Raw genomic sequence first — 24,567 nt, forward strand, 5'->3', positions numbered from 1 at the left:
AAGCAATGGAATATGTCACATTAACAAACGGATTAAAAATGCCAATGGTAGGCTTTGGTGTTTTTAGAGTTCCTGATAAAAAAGAATGTCAGGAATCAGTGTATCAGGCCATTAAAACAGGATATCGTTTAATAGATACAGCGGCTTCTTATACAAATGAAGATGCAGTAGGACAGGCTGTCAGACAGGCTATTGATGAAGGCATCTGTCAACGAGAAGATTTGTTTATTACTTCTAAATTATGGGTTCAGGATATGAAAAACTATGATGCAGCCCGTTATGGAATTGATGCTTCATTAAAAAAGAGTGGTTTAGAATATATTGATTTATATTTATTGCATCAGGCCATGGGAGATTATTTTTCAGCATGGAGAGCGATGGAAGATGCTTATAAAGAAGGAAAGTTAAAAGCTATTGGTGTTTCTAATTTTTATCCTCATGTTTTAACCAATTTCTGTGAAACAGTCAAAATCAAACCAATGGTTAACCAAGTTGAATTACATCCTTACTTTACACAGGAACAGGCTTTAGAAACAATGAAACAGTATGATGTCATTCCTGAAGCTTGGGCACCACTGGGTGGAGGAAGATATAATCCATTTGAAGATGAAATGCTATTGGAGATTGCAAAAAAATATCAAAAATCTGTTGGACAGGTATTACTCAGATGGAATGTTCAAAGAGGTGTTGTTGTGATTCCTAAATCAACACATATTGAAAGAATTATTGAAAATATTGATATTTTTGATTTCCAATTAAATGAAGATGAAATGAATCAGATTGCATCATTAGACATGGGATATTCAGGTTCTAGAACAAAACATTTTGATCCAGAATTTGTCAAAACTGTACTTGATAGAAAAATACATGATTAAAAAGTATAATATCAACAAAAGAGTTTATAAATACTTCAATTGGTATTTATAAACTCTTTTTCTTTTATCATAAAATAAATAGTGAAAAGTAAATAAAAATATTGAAAAAATGAAATCGTGAATAAAATATATTGAGATGATTTTAAACATGATTGACTTCTTTTTTTAATAATTCTAGAAATGTTTCCGCTTGTTTGGAAAAAACATGATATTTTTTCCAGGCTATGTGAATACCATCTTCAAGTCGTGGTAAGAGAGGTCTAAAACAGAGAGTGCTCTTTTCATCAAGATGAATAATATTTTCAAAAGTTAAGGCATATCCTCCACCTTCTTCAACGAGCAAAGCAGAGTTATTGATAAGATTATAAGTCACTTTAATATTCAATTTTCTTTCATTACCACCAATCCATCCTGCCAACTCATTTTTGACTATATTTTGATCTGATAAGATAATAGGTTTATCTTTTAATAATTGTGGTGTAATCGCTTCGTATTTAGCGAGGGGATCGTCTTTTTTCATGAGAACGCCCATAGTTTCTTTGCCTGGTAAAGTAAAATAATCATATTGAGAAAGGTTAACTGGGTCAAAAAAGATACCAAAATCTAATAAGCCACTATCCAATTTATCAGCGACATCTTGCGCATTACCGCTGAAGATGTGAAAATGTACTTGAGGATATATTTTTTGCATAGAGGCAATCACCCTCATAACCAAACGCATAGAAGCACTCTCGCCTCCACCAATATAAATATCACCTGAAAGATCATCTTGTTCTTTTGATAATTCACGTTCAGCTTTTTGTGTCAGATTGATAATTTCTTGAGCATATTGTTTTAATAAAATGCCATCTTTGGTCAATGTGATTTTTCGATTACCACGAATAAATAATTGTTTTTGAAATTCATCTTCCAATTCTTTCATTTGCCTCGAAAGCGTTGGTTGTGTAATATGGAGAACTTCTGCTGCTTTAGAAATACTTTCTTCTCGAGCGATTGTTAAAAAATATTGTAAAACTCTTATTTCCATCATTCATCACCTATTAGCATTATATCCTTTTTTCCTATGCTTAACAAGTATAGGAAGATATAAAATATAAGTATTTGATATATGAAAAAATGATTTATATAATGTTGGTAAATAGAAAGGAGAGAAGAAATGGCTGCATTATCAACATTATTTCCCGTATTTTTTATGATTGGATTGGGAGCTTTGGCTCGAATGAAAAAATGGATTACGCCTGAACAGAAAGAAGGTGCTAATCACATTGTTTTTAATATTTTGTTTCCTATTATGATTTTTAATGTTTTATTAACTGCAAAAATAGAATCATCAGTGATATGGATTATTCTTTATGTTTTTATTGCTTTTATATTGACTATGGTTATTGGAAAATTATTAAGTGGATTGACTGGCAAAAAATTTGCTCATATTTCACCATATTTATTAACAACAACAGAAGGTGGTAATGTGGCTTTACCATTATATACATCTATTGTAGGATTGAGCTATGCCAGTAATACAGTTATTTTTGATATTGCTGGAAGTTTTATAGCTTTTATTGTGATGCCTATTATGGTTGCAAAAACAACAGCTGGTCATACAAGCGTAAAAGAATTATGCAAAACTATATTTACAAATTCGTTTGTTATAGCAGTCTGTTTAGCTTTGATTTTGAACTTAACAGGGTTTTACACGTATCTCAGTCATACATCATTTATTGATGTTTATACGAATACAATGACACAGGCAACTGCACCAATTGTGGGTATGATCTTATTGATTATAGGCTACAATTTAAAAATCAAAAAAGAAACACTGCCATCTCTTATGAAATTGCTTATCGTTCGATTTGTATTATTTGCAGGAATCATTGCTGGGTTCTTTATCTTATTCCCTCACATGATGGCAGATAAAATATATATGATTGCAGTATTGATTTATTTTATGAGTCCAACTGGTTTTGCGGTACCAATGTTAATATCACCACTTAATCAATCAGAAGAGGATGCTGATTTTCAATCTGCTTTTATCTCACTATATATGGTGATTACATTAGTTGTTTATACACTGATTGTTGTATTTATATATTAGTTATTGAAAAGAGTCTGATGAGTCATTTGACTCTTTTTTTTGTTGAAAGGTAAATCAACGTGAAAAAGGGATATTGTATGTTCAAATAAAACATAGTGAAAAAGTTTTGTATAAAGAAAAAACCCACTGAGGGGTTTTGAATGAGGTTGTTTAAAATTATGATTTTCTCCAGTTATTTGAAAAAGTTTGATGTTGTGTTTCTACAATACCTCTATGTCCATGGATTTCGCATTGATCTAATGCTCTCTGTAAATCATTGAATTCTTCATCAGTTAATTCTACATTCCATGCACCTAAGTTTTCAATAATTCTTTCCTGATTTTTAGAACCTGGAATGGGCACAACATTTGGATATTTCTTCAACATCCATGCTAAAGAAATCTGGGCTAGGGTTGCATTTTTTATTTTTGCAAACTTATTGAGTATATCTAATATAGGCTGATTTCCAGCAATATTTTCTTTTGATAACTGAGGGACAAAGTTTCTGACATCATCTGTTTTTTCAAACTCTGTTTGTGTTGTGATTTTACCACTTAAAAATCCTGATGCAATGGGAGAAAAAGGTACAACACCTATATTGTTTTCTAAGCAATAAGGAAAGATTTTGTCTTCACAGTCTCTTTCTAGAATATTATAAAGATTCTGTACAGCTGTTACAGGTGTAATCTTATGTGCTTTATCTAAGGTATCCACATCAACCTGTGATAAACCCCATCCTTTGATTAAACCTTCATCAATAAGTTTTCCCATTACAGAAGCAACATCTTCAACAGGAACTAATTCAGTAATACGATGTAAATAATATAAGTCTACATATTCAGTTCTTAATCTTTTTAAAGATTTTAATAAGTGACCTTTAATTAAATCGTAAAGATTCATATCTTCAGTGACTTCTTCATCATGAATATGAAGTTTTGTTGCTAAAACAATTTCATTTCTAAATGGTTCTACAGCTTCACCGAGAATTTCCTCATTATGTCCTTCCCAATATAATTCTCGACCATATGTTTCAGCAGTATCAAAGAATGTACAACCAAATTCATAAGCCTTTCTAATCGCTTCAATACTATATGTGCGATTTGGAATTTGACCATAACCATGAGAGAATCCCATACATCCCATACCAATAGGTGATACTTCTAATTGTCCAATGAATCTTTTTTCCATATTTTACCTCCTATATTTTCAATTTAATTATATATGAAATTATGAATTCATAGAAGTACAAATATGTTTTAACAGTGTTAACCTTTTGGTTCAAAGAGACTATTTTGGATATTTATAAGATTATTAAGAATGTTTTTGTAACTCATTCTTTTTATGCCAAACAAGTGAATGAACTTATTTACTTTTGAGTATGTAAATTTCATTGAATAAAGTCATTGACTTTATTCAATGAAAGGTGTGTCCTTTTGTTTAGAGGAGGGACATATGGGAAAAAGACAAGATGCAGCTTTACAAACAAGAAAAAAGATTATCGAGCCTATGAAAGAACTTTTAGATGAAAAAAAGGCTGAAGAAATTAATATTGAAGAGATAACACAAAGAGCACATATTGCAAATGGAAGCTTTTATACACATTTTAAAAGAAAAGAAGATGTTATTTCAGAAGTTGCCTTATTAGAATATGATGTTGTTAAAGATTTTGCTTTTCAATCTTCTGATAATATTTATGAACAGACTTCAGCTTATCTTAAAAAATCTGTTGAGATTATTGAAAAGAATACTTTACAGGTCGCTCAACAATGGATAAAAAGTGTTTCAGCTCCTTTAGAAAATGAAAATTCAGGTATAAAGAAATATCAATTTGATAAAGAAAATATTTTAAATCTTTTGATTCAGGCACAAAATCGACAAGAATTAAATGAAAATGCCCCTGTTCAAGTTATGGCTGAAATGATTATGGATAACTATTATGGGGCGGTTGTGACATGGTGTATCAATAAAGGAAAAGAGCGTACACTTATTGAAAGTGTGGAACATTATTGTCTATATGGTTTAAAGCCAATGATAAATATTTATAAGGAGAGATTATAATGGAATATGTAACTTTAAATAATGGTATTCAGATGCCAATGGAAGGATTTGGTGTTTTCCAAGTTCCAGATTATCAGGAATGTGAAGATGTTGTTTATCATGCGATTCAATCGGGATATAGATTAATAGATACTGCGGCAGCTTATATGAATGAAAAAGCAGTAGGAAATGCTATTCAAAGAGCAATTCAAGATGGTATTGTAAAAAGAGAAGACCTTTTTATTACAACAAAATTATGGGTGCAGGACTATAATCATGTTCAAGAAGCGATTAATTGTTCATTGGATTTGCTTGAATTAGATTATATTGATTTATATTTATTTCATTAGCCAATGGGTGACTATATTGGAGCTTATCGTGTTATGGAAGATAATTATAAAGCAGGATAAAGCAGGAAAATTGAAAGCAATTGGAGTATGTAATTGTTATCCACATGTTTTAGCAGACATTTGTGAAACTGTTGACATTATTCCTGCTGTTAATCAAATTGAATTACACCCATTTTTCCAACAACCTTTAGCTTTAAAAACTGCAAAAGAATATGGGGTTATATGTAAAGCATGGGGACCATTTGCGGAAGGAAAACATGGAATCTTTACACATCCTTTCTTAAGTGAGATAGGGGAAAAATACAATAAAACAGCAGCTCAAGTTGCATTGCGTTGGAATGTAGAGAGAGGTGTTGTTGTGATTCCAAAATCTGTTCATCATGAAAGAATTGAACAGAATATAGATATATGGGATTTTCAACTTAATGAAGAAGATATGAAAGCTATTGAAAAATTAGATATGGGTAAGAGTGAAATTGTTGATCATTTCAATCCTGAATTTGTCAAAATGATTCATTCTGTTAAAGTACATGATTAAAAGGAGGAAAAAGCATGGATAAGATGATTTTAAATGATGGAAATCAAATTCCAGTTGTTGGTTTTGGCGTATTTATGATTCCAAATAATGGACCAACTTATGATGCAGTTTTGCAGGCGTTAAAAGCCGGATATCGTCATATTGATACAGCAGCAGCTTATTTTAATGAGGAGGATGTAGGAAGAGCAGTCAAAGATAGTGGTATTCCTAGAGAAGACATCTTTATCACAAGTAAACTATGGTTACAGGATTATGGCTATGAACAAGCAAAAATAGGTATTGCAAGATCACTGAGAAAACTTGATTTAGGATATATTGATTTATATTTGATTCATCAACCCTATGGTGATGTTACAGGAGCTTGGAAAGCCATGGAAGAAGCTAAAGAAGCTGGTCAAATCAATTGGTGTCAGCAATATGACTCCTAAGATTTGGAATCAGTATGTTCCTCAATTCAAAACAAAACCAGCTGTTAATCAGGTTGAATGTAATCCATTCTGTCAACAAAGAGAACTTCGTCAAATTTTAGATAAAGATGATGTTAAATTAGAATGTTATTATCCATTGGGACATGGTAATACTGATTTATTAGGACATCCATTAGTCACTTCATTAGCACAAAAATATAACAAGGATGCAGGACAGATTTTATTACGTTTTGAAACACAGGATGGGCTTATTGTTTTACCTAAGTCTACCAATCCCCAAAGAATTCAAGGTAATATACAAATTTTTGATTTTCAATTAACTGAACAAGAAATGGAAGCTATGAGAGCATTAGATACTGGCAAAACTACACATGATCCAGAAGCAGAAGGTGTGGAAGATATGTTACGTAATGCTTTTGTGATTGAAGATTAAATAAAAATATATGATAGCACTTCAGGTTTTAAAGTGTACCCCATGTCAAGGACAATTAAATAAAAAGGTATATTTTATAAAAAAATTATCTTATATGATTGTGTCAAGGAGGAATGACACAGTCTTAAGCCACTGGTCAAGATCAGTAGCTTTGTGTCTAAGATGATTATGTATATTTTTAATGAATATAAAAATTTAGACTTGTTTGTGTTAAGTATGACAAATGTATTGGATTCAAGACCAACAGAAATGGTAATATCATTGAAGGAATCCTTTTCAAAGGAATTTATTATCATTGGATTGCCTTCCCATCTCTTAATGCTTCCTGTCAGCTTACTGTTTTTTTTAGATTTTTTTTGGAATGAGGAATAGCTTTTCAATCAGAATTATCAATCCTACACTGATGGCTATAAGTTCATCTCCACTCGAGAGTATATTTTCCGGCTTGAAAATCAATGCGAGATTTTATCAGTTGATTGAGAAGCAGACTCGTTTTGAATATGAGCTTGTGTTTATTGGGTATATATCTGCCATTCTTCTATGTAGATTGGCTTTCCTTAATCTCATACTAACATTAAGTAAAAAAGAAAAGACGGCAACTTGCCGTCAATATATTATATCAATATGATTGTGTATCACATTTCTAATCCTTCGTTATTTTCCATGTGACAATTTATCATCTTATCTATAACATCCAAATATGATTTTGTTTCCGTTAATGAACGTTCTATTTTTCTTCTTTCAAGTCTATAATTCAGAATGTATCGTGTTCTAGCTTCCCACAATGAAAACATCTCACTATGATCATCAATATACTCGTTAAGATACAGATTAACATTATTGATGTTTGCTAATCTTATCAACTGGTCAATATCGCGAGTTTTTGGGTAATTGACCCCATTCATTTCAAGCATATACTTGATGGATAGCTCCAGTGCCTGCTGGATATGATATCCGACATAATTAAGATAAGCTTCATCATTTATGGCAATGGTTGAGTAAATACTTTCTGCAACCTTTAAATTCTGCTTTGCCTTATCAAAAAGAGTTTCATTGTTCATATATGACCACTCCTTTCTTTTTTATTTCTTTCTTAAGACGTTCATCAGCAGTGAAATTAGTCCATAAGTCAAATACAAAATCAAAATACCTATTGATTACTTTTTTATCCTTCTTCAATTCTACATATAGGTCAATGTCAGAATCATTATGACAGTTTGAAGTGATGCTTGAGCCAAATAATGTTATAGACTTTATGTCAGCATCCTGTTTGAGATAATCAAGCATTTCTTTTACTTTCCTTTGTTGTGTTGGATATACTTTCTCGCAGAATGGAAATGGATTTTGAATGCAAATTTTATATTTCAACTTAGACCACCACCTTATATTATAAGTATACCATATATAAACAAATATTTTCCAGTAAATTAACGACCGCAACTTGCCATCATTATAGTTCCATATCATTTTCTTCTTGTAGCTCATCATTAATCAATTGATTATTGGTAAGCACGGTAGATGTTAAATCGGATTGAATTTCATATGATTGAGTTGCTGCTATTTTTCGATAAGGGCGTTTGTTGCACCCAATTCCTGTTCCACAGATTCTTTATTTCTCAACATGACTGACAGATAGGTTTTTCCTTATCTTGGTGCTCTTTTTTGTTGACGCTTATTGTAGCTATTTTTCTAGCTTCTGATAGGCAATCTTTTCTTCAGGAGACATTTTCCTTGTCTTGAGGCGACCATCATTGTATTTTCTAGTATCTTCAAATCTTTCCAAGTGCGGTGCTTCCTTTTTTGTTCGTTGGACAATGTTACTTATATGTTTTGGCCCAAGATTATGTGAATCAATATCAAAGGAAGAAAGTATGAAAGAAAGGGTATCACTCTTTGAATAGCAAGTCCAGAATTCCATTTTAAACTTTTGAGAATTTTGTGAGATATCTTTTTAATATATGGATTATCCCTGAGTATTTTCATTTGTATGTTATAAAAGAAATCTGTTTTATATAGTTTTTTATTAGTAAGTTACTTATCATAGTGAACATCTTGATATAAATCATTATGATATATTTCAGCATTGTTACCTAGAAAAGCCTGGCTTGCATAAATGTCATCTTGTAATTGCCACATTAACCATGCTGTAACATATCCATCTGCTGAATATAACATCTCTCCGTGATCAGCCTCTTTTCTTCGCATCATGACTTTTGGTGAAGGAATTTTATCATACATTTGTTGCATGGCTTCTAAAGGAATAACAGCTTTGGTTTCAAAATCACCTTTTGTTCCTGCAATCATGAATAGGGGAATAGAAATTTGAGTGAGATCATAGAACCATCCCAAATCATGAGCCATTTTTTCATGAGTGGGTGATAAAGCAATAGCTGTTTTATAAATCTGTTGATGTTTTGTATGAGATATAGCAGTCAATACACCAGCACCACCTTGAGAATGACCCGTTAGACCAATGTGTTTCAAATCAATATGATGGTGGAGAATATGATTTTGATTTTCATTAATTTTTATTAAGTAGTCAATTGTTTCATCAGCTGATAAACCAAATCCTGTGCTTGGATCATCATTGCCAATGACAATAAATCCCCATGAAGCCAAATGCTGAAACAAAGCAGGATATTTTTTAGGTAAAACACCAGTTCCGTTTAATATAACAACAACAGGATATTGTTTTTGTGTCTTTTTTAATTCTTGAGGATAATAGATATGGAAATACTTTGTGAGTTCTGTTCCTTTTTCTTTTTGATATGAGATATCATTTGGACCTAATTGAAGATATTGAGCTTCTATTGAGCCACCTGTTTTAATAGTCTTTGTATAATTGGTTGGAACAGATGGAATTGTGGATATGAATAAAAGTAAACAACCAACAAGCAATATTAAAATCAAAAGAATTATAGCTATTATTTTTATCATATTTTTCATCATTTATTTACTGACTCCTCTACAGGTATATATTTATCTAAATAAGCTTCTACTGTTTGCATATATTGATAATAGATTTTATTGTCATTTTGTAAGCCATGTCCGGAATGTTCAGCTACAAAGTATTGATAATCAACATGATGATCTTGATAGGTTTTTAATAAACGTTGTGAACCTTTAAAAGGTTGTACTTTATCATATTTTCCATAAGCAACAATACTTGGTACGGTTTCTTCGTTAATCCACATGAGAGCTGAAATAGGTTTGACTTTTTCAAGATATGTCTGATCTTGAATCATTTCAGATGTGATTTGTGTCCCAGACATGACACTGAATAATCCGGCTGCACCTTGTCTGGCTTCATCTGTATTTTGATCAAATCCATATATATTCCAATCTTCTTTGTAAAAGCTTGATGGACCTACAGCACCAAAGAGCAACTGAATGGGAACAGGGGATGTTTTGGCATCACGATAAGCATAAATCATCGCAAGAGTATGTCCTGCAGATCCCCCGGCAATTGCCATTTGATCAATGGAATAACCATATTGTTTGGCTTGTTCAATGATATGAGGAATAGCGTCTTTGATTTCTAGAGATTGTGTATAGACATTGGCATCAGGATTGTCTTCATTAAAAAGTGTATAATTAATCCCAACAGCAACATATCCTTTGGCACAAAGCCATGATAATATATCTTTATCTTCTGATTTGTCTCCAGAGGTAAACCCTCCAGCATGGAGATAAACAACCAATCCATAATGTTTTTTTGTCTGATCATGAGGTAAATACATATCAAATCGGTTTGATTCTTTTTCGCCATAAGATAAATCAGTATATAATGTTCCAACTTTTGGTGTCATTTTCACTTCATCATTTTTGGCCCATGAAGGTTTTAACACAACTTTTGAACCTATTCCTAGTAAAAAACAAACGACAAATGTCATTATGCATATAAATATAAACATTTTGTGGCCTCCCTTTTTTAAACTCATAAAAAGTTTCCTCCAAATAATGTACCACCTAAAAGTAAGTTTAAAATAGTTCTCAATGCTAATCTTCCTAATACAAAAGCCATAATAGCAATAATCAAAAGAATCATTATACGTGTTTTTGTTAAAGTCATATGTTCTCCTTTCGTTTCTATCTAGACAAGATCGTTTGTATTTTGTTAAAATTCTGATGAAACATATGTATCATCGGATGAATCAAATGTATTATGGTTGGTTGGCTTATTCAAGTTATTTAAAAAAATGATACGAAAAGGAGGATTGTGTTACATCATGGATAATGATGAAAGAAATCAATATGTCAAAGTGGCAATGACAAAAGCATTATTAGAACTTTTAAATACAAAAAATTTAAAGGATATAAAGATTAGTGAAATTACTGAAAAAGCTCAAGTTGGGAGAGTTTCTTTTTATCGTAACTATAAAGATAAAGAAGATATTTTAAAACAATATCTTGACAAAATTATCAAAGAATGGAAACTTCAAGATCAGATGCCCTTTGAATTGATTATGAAAACTTTATTTGAACATTTGGTAGCTTATAAAGATTTTTATATTTTACTTTATCAAAAAGATTTATTTTATTTATTTAGAAATACTTTAAAAAAATTAATGATTCAAGATAATCAATTATCTAATCTAGAAGCCTATGCAGTCGCTTATATGACTTATGGCATTTATGGCTGGATTAAAGAGTGGATTGCACGAGGCATGCAAGAAAGTCCGGATGATATTTATGCTTTTATGGAAGCACAAAAAACAGATAAATCTCATATATAAAAGGAAAGTTCTTATGTTATTTTCAACATTTGAACTTTCCTTTTATTCTTGCAAAGTTTCTTTATAATGTGTTCCCCATTGTCCCATAATATCAATAATAGGACGAAGCGATTCACCTATTTCACTTAAACTATATTCAACTCTTGGTGGTACTTCAGGATAAGCCGTTCTAATGACGATACCATCTTCTACCATGGATTTAAGCGTAGCAGTTAAAACTTTTTGAGAAATTCCATCTAATGATCTCCTTAGTTCATTATAACGTTTTTTTTCAGTCATCAAATCTCTTAAAATGAGTAGTTTCCACTTACTTCCTATAAGTTGAACAGTTGTCGCAACAGGACATTCAGGTAAATTTTCTTTTTTGATCATTTTAAACACTCCTTATAGTCAATTTTTATGATATATGCCAAAAGTTATGTATATAAGAATTATATGATATAAGCATATCATGATGCAAATCATAAAATCAATTTTTTTTATAATTCCTACTTTTTGGTAACTATAGCACAAAAAAGTGCCTACTTACAAATTTATCAAATTTGGAGTATATTATGATAGAGGAGAGAAGAACAATGGAAAAACAAATGGATTTAAATAAAAAGTCTTTTATACCTGTTCATACAAATATTGAAAATGTAGAACTTGATGGTGAAAAAGTAATAAGAGTTGTCAAAGCTGAAAAAATCATGGAATTTGATGAAAATACTTATGCAAAATTAAAAGATTTTTCATTTCACAATGGAACAATCGAAGTAAAAATGTTAAGTCGTCTATTGCCTGATGCACCAGATTTCGCAAGAGGATTTATAGGTATTGCTTATCGTATTACAGATGATGACAAGCAATTTGAGTCATTTTATGTACGACCAACAAATGGTAAACAATGTCAAGATCCTATGAGAAAAACGCATGGATGTCAGTATTTTTCATATCCAAAATATACTTTTGAATATTTTAGAAATCATCAGATTGCACAATATGAAGCACCTGTTGATATTGATTTGAATGAATGGATTCAATTAAAAGCAGTTATTGAAGATGAACATGCTTCATTTTATATCAATGATAAGTTGATTCTTGTTGTAGAAGATATGAAACATGGAAAAGATTTGAAAGGTTCAGTTGGATTTTTTGTAGATATTGGAACAGAAGCCTTCTTTAAAGATTTAAAAATTGATATCAAATAGTTATTTGAAAAGCTAACCCTGGGGTTAGCTTTTAAAGTTCATGAAATATAGGTTGCATCTTATCAAAAGTACAATAATATTCAAAGCCTAATTTTTTAAGTTCTTCTCTGGCTTCTTCAATATAAGCACCGAGATGATCGGGTTGATGTGAATCACTACCAATTGTAATAATTTGACCACCCAGTTCTTTATAAAGCTTTAAAATATTTCGAGATGGGGTCATATCTTTTAAGCCATAACGATGATATGAAGTATTGATTTCAATGCCTTTACCATCTTTGATAACAATCTCTAAAATATCTTTGACAATATCTTGAATATAAGCAAAATCAATAACACCATTTAAATCATAACGTGTAATCAAATCCATGTGTCCTAAAACACTATAATCTTTATATGTTTTTACAACTTCAAGCATTTCCTGATAATAGCGCATATTATATTCAAGCTGTGTTTTGCCTTTTTGAAAATCCTGTGTCCAAAATTCTTGATCTTCTACCTGATGAATAGAAAGAATAATAAAATCAAAAGGATATTCATGAAATAATTTTTGATATTTTTCAATTGTATGTGTCTGAATACCAAATTCCAGTCCCATTTTCAATGTAATCTGATCTTTATATTTTTCTTTTAACTCATCAATTTCTTTTTCATATTCAGGATAATTGACATTCGCTAAAAGTGTTTCATATCTTTTTTGAAAAGCACGTGGATCATCCCAGTCATACTTGATTCCATAATCCACATGATCAGTAAAACAGATTTCTGATAATCCTCTATTAATTCCATCTTTCACAACATCTTCCATGAGATATTCACTATCATCACTATAGTGAGTATGTACATGATAATCACAAAGCATAATATTCCTCCTATCTTTATTTCTAGTTTATCAAAAAAACATAAAATAGAAAGCTAAAAACATCTTCCTGACAAATATTTTTCAATAAAACAAGATCATTTCTTTATTTTCAGAATATATTTTGTAAATCTTATTTACAAAATATAAGCTTATACATTTTATTTTTTAAAACAGGTTTTGAAGCTTTCGTTCAAGTCTTTTATCATGAAATCCTTTTTGTTAAATTAAAAAAGCAGAAAGGAGAAAAGTTATGGAAAGTATCAGAAATTATAAAAGTGTAAGTCTTTGGCAACGTTATCAGAATAGTTATTTAAGTTACTTTTTTATGTATAATTTTTATTATTTATCATGGGCATTATTTAGTGCTTTGATTTCAGTTTATTTGATGGGCATGGGATTTAAAGCCAGTGAGGTTTCATTGGTTGTATCTGCCTCATTTTTAACATCTTTAATCACACAACCCATCATTGGTAAATGGAATGATCAGTATAATCTCAAAAAAGTGAATACTATTTTATTTCTCATTGCGATTGTGGGTGGTCTTGTTTTTATGTTATCACGTCATCTTATCATGATTATGATCAGTTACAGTGTTGTCTTGATGAGCATTAATGGTGTCAATCCTATCATGGAAAAAATTGCGACTGCATCCCCTTATCAATATGGAAAAATAAGGATTTGGGGAACAATTGGTTATGCTTTAGGTTCACAATTAGCTGGGCTTCTATACGAACGTATTTCACCACAAGCTATTTTTATTGTTTTTGTTTTCACCATGTTTTTATGTATTCTTGGTTTGTTAGGAACTCAACCACATATGCAAAAACAATCACAGCGTGACAATACAGCCAAAACAAGTGAAATATTAAAAAATAAAAAGTTCTTATATTATTTACTGATTTGTGGTCTGTTTTATGGTGTGACTTATATGTCCAATACATTTATTCCATCCATGTTGACAGATAAAGGATTAGATGTAGGAATAACATCGACAGTCTTATCTATTGCTGTTTTTTGTGAAGCACCACTTGTATTATTATCTAGTCATTTTATGGATCGTTTATCTAATAAAACATTATTAATGATTGCGACGACAATGGTCTGTGTTCAATGTGGTGTATATGGATTGGACATGCCTGTGTGGATGACTGTGATTGTCACTTTTTTAGTCAAGCATCCTGCTGGAATGTTATTTATAATGATTAATCTTAAAGTTGTGAATACATTAATTGATGAAAAACATCAGATTACCGCTTTAGCCATTGTCGCGACATTAAAAAATCTAGTTTCAATTATCTTTCAAAATGCAGCTGGATACATACTGGACATGAGCTCATATTCTTATCTTTATATGATTTGTCTGATTTGCATGGTGATCAGTTTATTATTAGTTATTTTCTTTAAGATTGATCGAGGAAATGAAAAAAGATTATTTAGTTAGAAATTGGGAATGAGAGAAGAATAAGGAGAGATGAAAATGAATCAGAATACAAAAGTCAAATTATGTTGTTGTCAAAAGATGCCTATTATTGCTTTAGGTGTATGGCAAAGTGGAAAAGATACAAAACAGGCTGTTTTAGATGCTTTAAAAGCGGGTTATCGTCATATTGATACTGCAGCCTGTTATGGTAATGAAGAAGCTGTTGGAGAGGCTGTCAAAGAAAGTGGAATACCAAGAGAAGATATCTTTATTACGACAAAATTATGGAATGATGATATCAGAGCTGGAAATACACGCAAGGCTTTATTAACAAGTTTACAGAAATTACAGATGGATTATGTAGATTTATATTTCATTCATTGGCCTGTAGAAGGTTATGTTGAAGCTTATTTAGAAATGGAAAAACTGAAAGAAGAAGGACTTGTCAAAAGTATAGGTGTATCTAATTTTAGAAAATCACATTTACAAAATTTATTATCTCAGGTTCATAAGATTCCAGCAGTGAACCAAATAGAAATCAATCCACAAATGCAGGATGAAGAAACTATACAGTTTTGTCAGGACAATAAAATTGTTTTGGAAGCCTGGTCACCACTAGGAAGTGGAGCCTGTTTACATATACCAGGTATTCAAATGATTGCTGATAAATATCATAAATCAACAGTACAGATTATTTTAAGATGGTTGCTACAAAGACATATTGTTGTATTACCTAAATCAGTTCATAAAGAACGTATTGAAGAAAATATTGATTTGTTTGATTTTGAATTAACGAAAGAAGAAATGGAGATCATGAATGCACTGAATCAAAATAAAAGAACCGGACCAGATCCAGACCATTTTGATTTTTAAGGAAGAATGTCTATGCGTATACATTATAAAAATAGTTATTTCAGTTATTTACTCATGTATTTCTTTTATTTCTTTTCATTAGCTGTTTTTTCTGGATATATATCTGTTTATTTGATGGATAAAGGTTATCATGCTTCACAAGTTTCTATGGTTGTCTCATGTTCATTTATTTTATCCATGATTATTCAATCTATTGTCGGTTATTTCAATGATCATTATTCTCAAAAAAGATTAAATATGTTGATTTTATTATTAGCAGCAGTTTTAGGAATCATATTTATTTATGCTCAAAATATTTATATGATTGCTTTGATTTATAGCTTAGCTTTAGGATTATTTAATGCGGCTAATCCTGTTATTGAGAATATGGCAACATTATCACGTTTTTCCTATGGAAAGATTAGAATTTGGGGAACGATTGGTTATGCTGTTGCTTCTAAGATATCAGGTGTTATTTATGATGATGTTTCACCAGAAGCTATGTATGCATTCTTTACGATAGGATTGATTTTATGTGTCATAGGTATTTATGGCACACAAAATGTAAAACAAATCAAAACCCAAAAGAAAGAAAAAACAATAGGTTTATTTCAAAAGAATTTTATCATCTATTTAATTATTGTATGTCTGTTCTATGCTATAACAAATACCAATACAACCTATTTACCAGCTATGTTTCAAAATTTGGGATTATCAATGAATACAATATCGACAGTGATTTTTATTTTAACTCTTTCAGAACTACCTATTATTTATTTTTCACAGTATTATATGAACAGATTAACCAATAAACAGTTACTTGTCAGTATATTTTTATTACTAACGATACAGTTTTTTACTTATTCCTTTGTAAAACAGGCAATGATTGTGATCATTGTATCAATATGTACAAAAGCAGTTTCCACAATGTTATTTATCATGTTGAATTTAAGAATTGTCACAACAATTGTGGATATGAAACATCAGATGAGTGCCTTAGCCCTTGTTCAGACATGTCGTAATTTTGGCTCTATTGTATTTCAGTTTGTTGCTGGATATTTGATTGATTTTTATTCATATGATATATTTTATTTAATTCTATGTTTATTATCTATAGTGGGTATGGTGATTTGTATCTTTTATAGAATACCAAGTGGAAATCATCAACATTTATTTGATTAGGAGGTTTTTTATGGAATTTCAAGATAAGGTTGTGGTTGTGACAGGTGGCGCTAAAGGTATTGGGAAATGCATTGCTGAAATGTTTCAAAAAGAAGGAGCACATGTTTGCATTATTGATGCTGAAAAGAATGATTATTTTCAGGGTGATGTTGGCAGTCAAGATATTTTAGAACAGTTTCATCAAAAAGTGATTGATGATTATGGGTATATAGATTATTTGATTCATAATGCAAAACCACTGTTTAAAGGAATTGATGAATGTACTTATGATGAATTTCAATATGCTTTATCTGTTGGTGTCACTGCTCCGTTTTATTTGTCGAAATTGTTTCAAGATGATTTTCGTAAAGGAGGTTGTATTATCAATATTTCTTCATCAAGAGATGGGATGAGTCAGCCTCAAAGTGAAAGCTATAGTGCGGCTAAAGGTGGTATTCATGCCTTAACACATAGTTTAGCTATGTCTTTGGCTGGAAAAGTGCGTGTGAATTCTATTTCACCTGGATGGATTCAAACAGAATCAGACCAGACAGTTTATCAGGGAGCAGACGTTTTACAACATCCTGTTAAACGTATTGGCAAAGTTGAAGATATTGCTCATATGGTTTTATTTTTATGTAGTGATAAAGCCAGTTTTATCACAGGTGAAAACATCAGTATTGATGGTGGTATGACAAAGCAGATGATTTATCATGGAGAACATGGATGGGAATATAAGGGATAGAAAAAGATATAGCGCAATGGCTATATCTTTTTTAAAATTCATCTTCTTTCATAATATCAATGGTTGAAAAACGTCCTTTTTCAATCATTGAAGAAATCTTTGTTTTTCTTTCTACGTTTTGATCATAGTTTAATGCAAAGATGCAGGAATAAAGTAAATCTAATATATATTCAAAAGAAATATCAGTAGAAAAAGTCGCAATCTTTGAATAAAGCTTTTCTCTTGTACAAATTCTTAAAACCACATCTGCATGTTTAGAAACAGTGTTTTCACCGATGTTTGTTAAAGCGATGATGGGAATGCCATTGGCTTTTAAAGCTTGAATGACCCTTGAAAGAATGGGTGTTTCGCCTGAATAGGAAACAATAATAGCACAAGATTGAGGATCGGCATTCATGGCACTATAAACCAGTTCTCCTTGCAGATGACAGATCGTGACTTTCTTTTGAATTCTAGACATATTATGTGCAAACTCCTGTGAAATTAGACCATTATTACTGACTGCAAAAACATAAATAGAAGACGCTTTACGAATGATTTGAACAGCTTTTTGTAAATCATCATGAGTCACAAGTGATAATGTATCATCAATGGCTTCTTTCTTTAAAGTCGCAAGTTTGGAAGCAATAGACATAATTGTATCATCATTGGTAAATGGAAAGTTTGCATCTACATCTAAAAAATGTGTTTCCAGATATTCTTCCTCTTTTAAATAAGCTTCTTTTAATTCATTCCATCCTTTGAATTTCATCTTATGTGCAATTCTGATTAAAGTAGAAGGTGAAGTATATGTAGCGTTTGCTATATCCTTGGTTGTCATATCCTTAATTTTCATTTTTTCTTTTAAAATAAAATCAATAATGACTCTTTCGCTATGAGAAAAGTCACATCTTTCTAATCGTTCTCTAATTAACATGGATATCACCTCATTTTTATCATAGCATAATTTTTTTAAGGACTCTAGAATCACCCAAAGATTCAAAATGAATTTACAGAATTGCGTATTAAAAACAACTTATTTGTAAATGGAGTTTTATTTCAATGAAATACCATTGTTTAATGAATCTAAAATCAATATGATAAAAGTGCATATAAAAATGATAAGGAGGAATCGTATGTTATCAAATTCAAAATTAGGTTTTGGGTTAATGAGATTACCAAAAGACAAGCAAGGTCAAATCAAGTTAGATGAAGTCCAGAGAATGGTTGATTCTTATATGGAAAGAGGATTTAACTATTTTGATACGGCTTATGTGTATGAAGGAAGTGAAGACGCTATTCGTCAAACTTTAGTTGAAAAGTATCCTAGAGATGTTTATACATTAGCAGATAAGCTTCCTGCCTGGAAATTAACTTGTCAGGAAGATGTTGAAAGGATTTTTCAGGAATCATTAAAGAGAACGGGTGTTGATTATTTTGATTTCTATCTATTGCATAGTGTTGAAAAGAGTCATTATCCAACATATGAAAAATATCAGTGTTTTGATTTTATTCAAGAAATGAAAAAGCAGGGAAAAATCAAATATATGGGATTCTCATTTCATGATGATGCTGATTTTTTAGACAAAGTTTTAACAGAGCATCCTGAAATAGATTTTGTACAGTTACAACTTAATTATTTAGATTGGGAAAATGGAGTGATTCAATCAAGAAGAAATTATGAAGTAGCTAGAAAACATCATAAACCTATTATTGTGATGGAACCTATCAAAGGTGGAACACTGGCAAGCTTTTCTGATGATATAAAAAAAATATATAAAGATTACGCTCCTCAAAAATCTATAGCGTCATGGGCTTTGCGTTATGTTGCATCCTTAGATGGTGTTATGACGATTTTATCAGGGATGTCCAATGCACAACAGATGAATGATAATTTGGATACGATGACTCATTTTGAAAAAATCAATAATGAAGAAGCCAAATTGATCAAGCAAGTTACAGATCAGGTCTTATCATATCCAACTATTCCATGTACAAAATGTCGTTACTGTACACCAGGCTGTCCAATGCATATTCAAATACCGGATTTATTTACAGCTTATAACAGTGCCAAAATGTATGGCGAAAATAGACGCTATGATACATACTATAAAGATCATAGCACAGGAGATTATCAACCCGCTAAAGCTTGCATTGCATGTGGACAATGTGAAAGTGTCTGTCCACAGCACTTAGAGATTATATCTTTACTCAAAGAAGTATCAGAAGTTTTTGATTCATAGAAAAGGAGATGGAATCATGAGTCGTGATTATTTATTTCGTTATTTTTATCGCTGGGTGAGCACAATGAAAAATGCACATGTCTGTCATGACAAGAATATTGTGTGTTTTTGTAATGATAAGTATCATGCTCATATCATATTTTATAAAGAGTTTAACATGATGGAATTATCTATTGAGGATAAATGGACTGAAAAGAATGTGTTTTATTTACATTTTGAAATGATGGATATTTTATCAACCAGAAAAAACATTCTCTCTTTCTTCCAATTTCTAAAAGATGAGAATCATCACAATAAAGTAAATTCCTCTTTAAAACTTTCTTCTTTAAAAATATTAATCTGTTGTACATCAGGTTTAACAAGTCATTATTATGCTTCTTTAATGCAACAGGCTCAACAAAATATCATTGTGGATGCTTATCCAATAATGAATGTAGAAGATGTAGCAAATGATTATGATATCATCTTATTAGCACCTCAAGTGGCTTATATGTATCCAAGTTTAAAAAGAAAGTTTGGCAAAAAGGTTATGGAAGTAGAAGCCATGGATTTTGCGACAGGAAATGTTAATCATACTTTAGAAAGTATTTTTGTATAGATGTTTTTAACGATGCGTAATAATCATAATTTAATATATGTTTATATGATTTTCTTCTGTTATTTTGTTAAAATTATGTGTTCATCTTATCAAATATTTCCATTATAGATGGTTTTGTTGGGCTTAAAAAACTAATAAGATGAAAAGATATTGATATCAATAGAAATATACTTATAATAAAATTATAAGCTTATATTTTATATGAGGAAAGGAGAAAGAAGATGGTATTAAGTAAGGATTTTTTATGGGGTGGAGCTTTAGCTGCCCATCAATTTGAAGGTGGTGTTTTAGAAACATCAAAAGGTTTAAGTGTCGCAGATGTCATGACAGCAGGAGCACATGGCGTACCTAGAGAAATTACGGATGGTATGATTGAAGGAAAATACTATCCTAATCATGTTGGGATTGATTTCTATCATCATTATAAAGAAGATATTGCCATGTTTGCTGATATGGGCTTTAAATGTTTTAGAACATCTATTGCCTGGACACGTATCTTTCCATTGGGTGATGAAGAAGAACCTAATGAAGAAGGATTACAGTTCTATGATGATGTTTTTGATGAATTATTAAAATATGGTATTGAACCCGTTATTACTTTATCTCATTTTGAAATGCCATATCATTTAGCCAAAGAATATGGTGGATTCATGAACAGAAAGACAATTGATTTCTTTGTGAAATTCGCAAAGGTCTGCTTTGAAAGATATAAAGATAAAGTCAAATATTGGATGACTTTCAATGAGATCAACAATCAGATGAATTATAAGAATGATATCTTCGGATGGACAAACAGTGGAGCTCATTTTGGAGATTATGATAATCCAGAGGAAGCCATGTATAAATGCGCTCATCATACCCTAGTTGCCAGTGCTTTAGCAGTCAAGGCAGGAAAAGAAATTAATCCTGATTTTAAGATTGGTAATATGATAGCAATGGTTCCAATTTATCCATATTCTTGTCGTCCAGCTGATATGGTCTTATCAGTACAGATGATGCATGATCGCTGGTTCTTCTGTGATGTTCAATGCCGAGGGCATTATCCAGCATATGCTTTAAAGATGTTTGAAAGAAAAGGATTCCATATTGATATTACAGAAGAAGATAAGAAAATTTTGGCAGAGGGAACAGTGGACTATATTGGTTTTAGTTATTATATGACAAATACTGTTGATTCAACATCACATAAAGATGTTTCTAAGTCTACTGATGGTTCTAGTGAATATAGTGTAGATAATCCATATGTCAAAGTATCTGACTGGGGTTGGGCTATTGATCCAGAAGGATTAAGATATGCTTTAAATATATTCTATGAAAGATATGAAAAACCTTTATTCATTGTAGAAAATGGATTTGGTGCTATTGATGTTAAAGAAGTAGATGGTTCATGCCATGATCCATACCGTATTGATTATCTAAGAGCACATATTGAAGAAATGAAGAAAGCAGTAGAAGAAGATGGAGTAGATTTAATGGGATATACACCATGGGGATGTATTGACTGTATTTCATTTACAACAGGAGAAATGAAAAAACGTTATGGATTTATCTATGTAGATAGAGATAATGAAGGACATGGAACATTAGAAAGAAGTAAAAAAGATTCTTATGACTGGTATAAGAAAGTCATTGCTTCTAATGGTGAATATTTAGATTAATCAAAAAGAGAATACAATATTAAAAAGAGGTTCCAAGATTTTCTTGGAGCTTTTTTTGTAAAAAATCATAGACTTGAAAATATTTATTATTGAGAATATTTAAAAAAATAGATAAGATAGAATTATAGGAAAAGTGGTGAAATCATGGTTAAAAACAATTTAAAATCATTAATAGTGATTTTAGGCATCATTGGAGCATTGATGATAGGCATTATTTATTATCATTATCAATATCCTAATACACAAAATCGCATATTTGGTGTGACATACATGACAATGAATAATCCTTTTTATGAAGTTATCAACAATGAGTTATTGAAAGCAATAGAAGACAATGGCGATCAGCTTCTTGTCAGAGATCCTGCTTTAGATGTGGATAAACAAATAGAACAGATATACTCATTTATTGATTATCATGTAGATGGTATTTTTATTAATCCCATTGATTCTGAGAAAATTACACCAGCATTAGAAGCGGCTCATCAAGCTGGAATACCTGTTATTGTTGTGGATGCACCTGTTAAAAATGAAGAACTTGTGAATTGTACAATTGTTTCAGATAATTATGATGCAGGGGTACAATGTGCCAATGATATGATGAAAAGATTTGATTCTGCGCGCATTGTTTTGTTGAAACATACAAATGTCAAATCTGCGAAAGATCGTATAGATGGTTTTTTAGATACAATAGACGGATTATCACAATATCAAGTTGTAGATGAAGGTGAGTGTGAAGGACAGGTAGAACTGGCGATGCCTTTAATGGAAGATATATTACAGCGTCAATCAAATATTGATGTTGTCATGGCATTGAATGATCCAAGTGCTTTAGGAGCTTTGGCTGCATTGGAAGCACATCATCAGGAAAATACAGTTGTTTATGGAGTTGATGGAACACCTGATATGAAAACACTTATAGGTGGTCATGCAATGATAGCTGGAACAGTCGCTCAATCACCTATTTCTATTGGGCATCTGGCAGCAGAAAAAATGTATGAATACTTAGCAGGAAAAGATATTGAAAATGAAGTTGTCATACCTGTTCAACTGATTAATGAAGATAATATTGAAATGTATGATGAAACGGGGTGGCAATAATGCAATATTCTTATCAGCGTTTATTATCATTTTTAAGAAATGCAATGACGATATTGAATATGTTGATTGTTGTTTTTTATGGCAGTGTTATTCTTTTGACAACGCAATATATTGTTTCCACACGTTTGGCTAGGGATTTTTTAGATCGGATTACGCATCTTCCACATCAGCCCATTGTTGCATTTTTTGGTTCATTGATGTTGTATGGTATATTTATCTTTATTATGTATAGTCGTAGTGAAAAAGTAATTGCGCATAAAAGACTCAATTTTATTTATAGTTTTATTGAAATGATTGTTAGTTTTACTTTGATTTATTTTTTGTATATGGAATATAATGGTATCTTGTTGCTTGTTTTTTGTGATTGTATATTTCATTTAAGAGATGGAAGATATTCTAAGTGGTTTATTTGGGTTTTGGTTGTGGCTTATTTAATATCTAGTTATGATGTTTTTTCGGCTATTTTTCCATTGACAAGTATAAATGAATATTTTCAAATCTATGGATCACAAATTAATGGTATCTTTATGATGAGTAAGTCATGTTTAGAAACGCTCAATATGATATTGTTTATTGCTTTTATGATTGTTTATCTGGTAGATGAAATACAAAAGAATCAGCATATTTCTCAAGAATTGGATATGGTGCATCAGGTGAATAAAGAATTAGAAAATTATGCAGCCATTACCGAAAAAATTGGAGAAAACAATGAAAGAAAACGTCTGGCTAGAGAAATTCATGATACTTTAGGTCATGCTTTGACGGGAATAGCAGCAGGAGTGGATGCTTGTATTGCGATGATTGATCAAAATCCTAAAGCAACGAAAGCGCAGCTACAAGTTATTTCAAAAGTTGTCAGGCAGGGCATTAAAGATGTTCGTAATTCTTTAAATAAGTTAAGACCAGGAGCTTTAGAAGAACATAGTTTAAAAGAAGCTATAGAACGTATGATAGGAGAATTTTCCAGTGTAAGTGATCTGACGATTGCATTAGAGTATGAACTAGAAAATATAGATCTGGAAAAAACAAAAGAAGAAATTTTATTTAGAATTATACAGGAATCTATTACGAATGCTTTGCGTCATGGACATGCGACAGAAGTTCATATTCATCTTTATCAGGAAAATCATTTCTTATATCTCAAAATACAAGATAATGGAATTGGTTGTGATCATGTCCATTATGGATTTGGCTTAACACAAATGAGAGAACGTCTTGCGGTTATTAATGGTCAGGTAGAGTTTGATGGTCATCATGGCTTTTTGACAATCGCTAAAATACCAGTATAAGTAA

The 24,567-nt window shown here is 31.1% G+C and carries 29 protein-coding genes; 18 read left to right on the top strand and 11 right to left on the bottom strand.

Annotated elements, in window-relative coordinates:
• The first annotated feature begins 5 nt into the window (after positions 1–5).
• Positions 6–875, top strand: coding sequence for an aldo/keto reductase (locus tag B5E87_RS07140; protein ID WP_087244241.1), 870 nt, complete (start codon positions 6–8; stop codon positions 873–875).
• Positions 876–1,017: 142 nt separating this feature from the next.
• Here B5E87_RS07140 and B5E87_RS07145 read toward each other — a convergent pair whose 3' ends face one another.
• Positions 1,018–1,902 (bottom strand): LysR family transcriptional regulator, encoded by an 885-nt coding sequence (locus tag B5E87_RS07145; protein WP_087244242.1) that lies wholly within the window; start codon positions 1,900–1,902, stop codon positions 1,018–1,020.
• A gap of 129 nt (positions 1,903–2,031) precedes the next feature.
• On the opposite strand from B5E87_RS07145, the gene B5E87_RS07150 reads away from it, so the two are divergent.
• Positions 2,032–2,967 carry an AEC family transporter gene (locus B5E87_RS07150; protein WP_087244243.1) on the top strand — a complete coding sequence of 312 codons (936 nt, stop codon included), beginning with the start codon at positions 2,032–2,034 and terminating at the stop codon, positions 2,965–2,967.
• Between the two features lie 156 nt (positions 2,968–3,123).
• Here the strand turns inward: B5E87_RS07150 and B5E87_RS07155 are convergent, their stop codons facing one another.
• Positions 3,124–4,134, bottom strand: coding sequence for an aldo/keto reductase (locus B5E87_RS07155; RefSeq protein WP_087244244.1), 1,011 nt, complete (start codon positions 4,132–4,134; stop codon positions 3,124–3,126).
• Positions 4,135–4,398: 264 nt separating this feature from the next.
• On the opposite strand from B5E87_RS07155, the gene B5E87_RS07160 reads away from it, so the two are divergent.
• The 5 genes from B5E87_RS07160 to B5E87_RS15565 are packed head-to-tail and all read left to right on the top strand — an operon-like array spanning position 4,399 to position 6,732.
• On the top strand, positions 4,399–5,004 hold the full coding sequence (locus B5E87_RS07160; RefSeq protein ID WP_158095567.1) for a TetR/AcrR family transcriptional regulator: 606 nt from the start codon (positions 4,399–4,401) through the stop codon (positions 5,002–5,004).
• Positions 5,004–5,333 carry an aldo/keto reductase gene (locus tag B5E87_RS15550; protein ID WP_275112301.1) on the top strand — a complete coding sequence of 110 codons (330 nt, stop codon included), beginning with the start codon at positions 5,004–5,006 and terminating at the stop codon, positions 5,331–5,333. The genes B5E87_RS07160 and B5E87_RS15550 overlap by 1 nt, the downstream gene beginning before the upstream one ends.
• Before the next feature lie 28 nt (positions 5,334–5,361).
• Positions 5,362–5,871 (top strand): aldo/keto reductase, encoded by a 510-nt coding sequence (locus tag B5E87_RS15555; protein ID WP_275112302.1) that lies wholly within the window; start codon positions 5,362–5,364, stop codon positions 5,869–5,871.
• Between the two features lie 14 nt (positions 5,872–5,885).
• A complete protein-coding gene (locus B5E87_RS15560) occupies positions 5,886–6,299 on the top strand; it encodes an aldo/keto reductase (RefSeq protein WP_275112303.1) in 414 nt (137 codons plus the stop codon).
• The gene (locus tag B5E87_RS15565) at positions 6,289–6,732 is read left to right on the top strand and encodes an aldo/keto reductase (protein WP_275112304.1); all 444 of its coding nucleotides are present in this window, start codon (positions 6,289–6,291) and stop codon (positions 6,730–6,732) included. Before B5E87_RS15560 ends, B5E87_RS15565 begins: the two co-directional genes overlap by 11 nt.
• A 635-nt stretch (positions 6,733–7,367) precedes the next feature.
• On the opposite strand, the gene B5E87_RS07180 is transcribed toward B5E87_RS15565, so the two are convergent.
• The 6 genes from B5E87_RS07180 to B5E87_RS15570 form a co-directional block, all read right to left on the bottom strand.
• Positions 7,368–7,793 carry a HEPN domain-containing protein gene (locus B5E87_RS07180; protein ID WP_087244247.1) on the bottom strand — a complete coding sequence of 142 codons (426 nt, stop codon included), beginning with the start codon at positions 7,791–7,793 and terminating at the stop codon, positions 7,368–7,370.
• The gene (locus B5E87_RS07185; protein ID WP_158093979.1) at positions 7,783–8,100 is read right to left on the bottom strand and encodes a nucleotidyltransferase family protein; all 318 of its coding nucleotides are present in this window, start codon (positions 8,098–8,100) and stop codon (positions 7,783–7,785) included. The genes B5E87_RS07180 and B5E87_RS07185 overlap by 11 nt, the downstream gene beginning before the upstream one ends.
• A 313-nt stretch (positions 8,101–8,413) precedes the next feature.
• The gene (locus B5E87_RS15005; RefSeq protein ID WP_158095568.1) at positions 8,414–8,650 is read right to left on the bottom strand and encodes a hypothetical protein; all 237 of its coding nucleotides are present in this window, start codon (positions 8,648–8,650) and stop codon (positions 8,414–8,416) included.
• A 113-nt stretch (positions 8,651–8,763) separates the two neighbouring features.
• Entirely contained in the window at positions 8,764–9,681 is a 918-nt protein-coding gene (locus B5E87_RS07190; protein WP_087244249.1) for a poly(ethylene terephthalate) hydrolase family protein, read from the bottom strand.
• On the bottom strand, positions 9,678–10,646 hold the full coding sequence (locus B5E87_RS07195) for an alpha/beta hydrolase fold domain-containing protein (RefSeq protein WP_087244280.1): 969 nt from the start codon (positions 10,644–10,646) through the stop codon (positions 9,678–9,680). The genes B5E87_RS07190 and B5E87_RS07195 overlap by 4 nt, the downstream gene beginning before the upstream one ends.
• A gap of 23 nt (positions 10,647–10,669) precedes the next feature.
• Positions 10,670–10,804: a hypothetical protein gene (locus B5E87_RS15570; protein ID WP_255374748.1), complete on the bottom strand. Its 135-nt coding sequence runs from the start codon at positions 10,802–10,804 to the stop codon at positions 10,670–10,672.
• A gap of 157 nt (positions 10,805–10,961) precedes the next feature.
• On the opposite strand from B5E87_RS15570, the gene B5E87_RS07200 reads away from it, so the two are divergent.
• Entirely contained in the window at positions 10,962–11,468 is a 507-nt protein-coding gene (locus B5E87_RS07200) for a TetR/AcrR family transcriptional regulator (protein WP_158095569.1), read from the top strand.
• A 42-nt stretch (positions 11,469–11,510) separates the two neighbouring features.
• On the opposite strand, the gene B5E87_RS07205 is transcribed toward B5E87_RS07200, so the two are convergent.
• Complete coding sequence (locus B5E87_RS07205) at positions 11,511–11,840, bottom strand: winged helix-turn-helix transcriptional regulator (RefSeq protein WP_087244251.1); 330 nt, start codon at positions 11,838–11,840, stop codon at positions 11,511–11,513.
• 203 nt (positions 11,841–12,043) lie between these two features.
• Between B5E87_RS07205 and B5E87_RS07210 the strand changes: the two genes are divergently transcribed.
• Complete coding sequence (locus tag B5E87_RS07210; protein ID WP_206399256.1) at positions 12,044–12,658, top strand: hypothetical protein; 615 nt, start codon at positions 12,044–12,046, stop codon at positions 12,656–12,658.
• A gap of 31 nt (positions 12,659–12,689) precedes the next feature.
• Here B5E87_RS07210 and B5E87_RS07215 read toward each other — a convergent pair whose 3' ends face one another.
• Complete coding sequence (locus B5E87_RS07215) at positions 12,690–13,520, bottom strand: histidinol-phosphatase HisJ family protein (RefSeq protein WP_087244252.1); 831 nt, start codon at positions 13,518–13,520, stop codon at positions 12,690–12,692.
• A gap of 250 nt (positions 13,521–13,770) precedes the next feature.
• Here B5E87_RS07215 and B5E87_RS07220 point away from each other — a divergent pair, with 250 nt between their 5' ends.
• The 4 genes from B5E87_RS07220 to B5E87_RS07235 are packed head-to-tail and all read left to right on the top strand — an operon-like array spanning position 13,771 to position 17,698.
• Positions 13,771–14,961 carry an MFS transporter gene (locus B5E87_RS07220; protein ID WP_087244253.1) on the top strand — a complete coding sequence of 397 codons (1,191 nt, stop codon included), beginning with the start codon at positions 13,771–13,773 and terminating at the stop codon, positions 14,959–14,961.
• 36 nt (positions 14,962–14,997) lie between these two features.
• Positions 14,998–15,813: an aldo/keto reductase gene (locus B5E87_RS07225; RefSeq protein WP_206399258.1), complete on the top strand. Its 816-nt coding sequence runs from the start codon at positions 14,998–15,000 to the stop codon at positions 15,811–15,813.
• A gap of 12 nt (positions 15,814–15,825) precedes the next feature.
• The gene (locus tag B5E87_RS07230; RefSeq protein WP_241147145.1) at positions 15,826–16,974 is read left to right on the top strand and encodes an MFS transporter; all 1,149 of its coding nucleotides are present in this window, start codon (positions 15,826–15,828) and stop codon (positions 16,972–16,974) included.
• Between the two features lie 10 nt (positions 16,975–16,984).
• Positions 16,985–17,698 (top strand): SDR family NAD(P)-dependent oxidoreductase, encoded by a 714-nt coding sequence (locus B5E87_RS07235; protein ID WP_087244255.1) that lies wholly within the window; start codon positions 16,985–16,987, stop codon positions 17,696–17,698.
• 31 nt (positions 17,699–17,729) lie between these two features.
• Here the strand turns inward: B5E87_RS07235 and B5E87_RS07240 are convergent, their stop codons facing one another.
• A complete protein-coding gene (locus B5E87_RS07240) occupies positions 17,730–18,614 on the bottom strand; it encodes a MurR/RpiR family transcriptional regulator (protein ID WP_087244256.1) in 885 nt (294 codons plus the stop codon).
• A gap of 199 nt (positions 18,615–18,813) precedes the next feature.
• On the opposite strand from B5E87_RS07240, the gene B5E87_RS07245 reads away from it, so the two are divergent.
• From B5E87_RS07245 to B5E87_RS07265, 5 genes are all read left to right on the top strand, one after another.
• Entirely contained in the window at positions 18,814–19,920 is a 1,107-nt protein-coding gene (locus B5E87_RS07245; RefSeq protein ID WP_087244257.1) for an aldo/keto reductase, read from the top strand.
• A 16-nt stretch (positions 19,921–19,936) separates the two neighbouring features.
• Entirely contained in the window at positions 19,937–20,518 is a 582-nt protein-coding gene (locus tag B5E87_RS07250) for a PTS sugar transporter subunit IIB (RefSeq protein WP_087244258.1), read from the top strand.
• 221 nt (positions 20,519–20,739) lie between these two features.
• Positions 20,740–22,176 (top strand): 6-phospho-beta-glucosidase, encoded by a 1,437-nt coding sequence (locus B5E87_RS07255; protein ID WP_087244259.1) that lies wholly within the window; start codon positions 20,740–20,742, stop codon positions 22,174–22,176.
• 144 nt (positions 22,177–22,320) lie between these two features.
• Positions 22,321–23,274, top strand: coding sequence for a sugar ABC transporter substrate-binding protein (locus tag B5E87_RS07260; RefSeq protein WP_087244260.1), 954 nt, complete (start codon positions 22,321–22,323; stop codon positions 23,272–23,274).
• Positions 23,274–24,563, top strand: a complete 1,290-nt coding sequence (locus B5E87_RS07265; RefSeq protein ID WP_087244261.1) for a sensor histidine kinase — start codon at positions 23,274–23,276, stop codon at positions 24,561–24,563. The genes B5E87_RS07260 and B5E87_RS07265 overlap by 1 nt, the downstream gene beginning before the upstream one ends.
• Positions 24,564–24,567 lie beyond the last annotated feature (4 nt).

Origin of the sequence: Massilimicrobiota sp. An142 (assembly GCF_002160725.1) — a bacterium.
GTDB classification, from domain to species: Bacteria; Bacillota_I; Bacilli_A; order Erysipelotrichales; family Coprobacillaceae; genus Allocoprobacillus; species Allocoprobacillus merdigallinarum.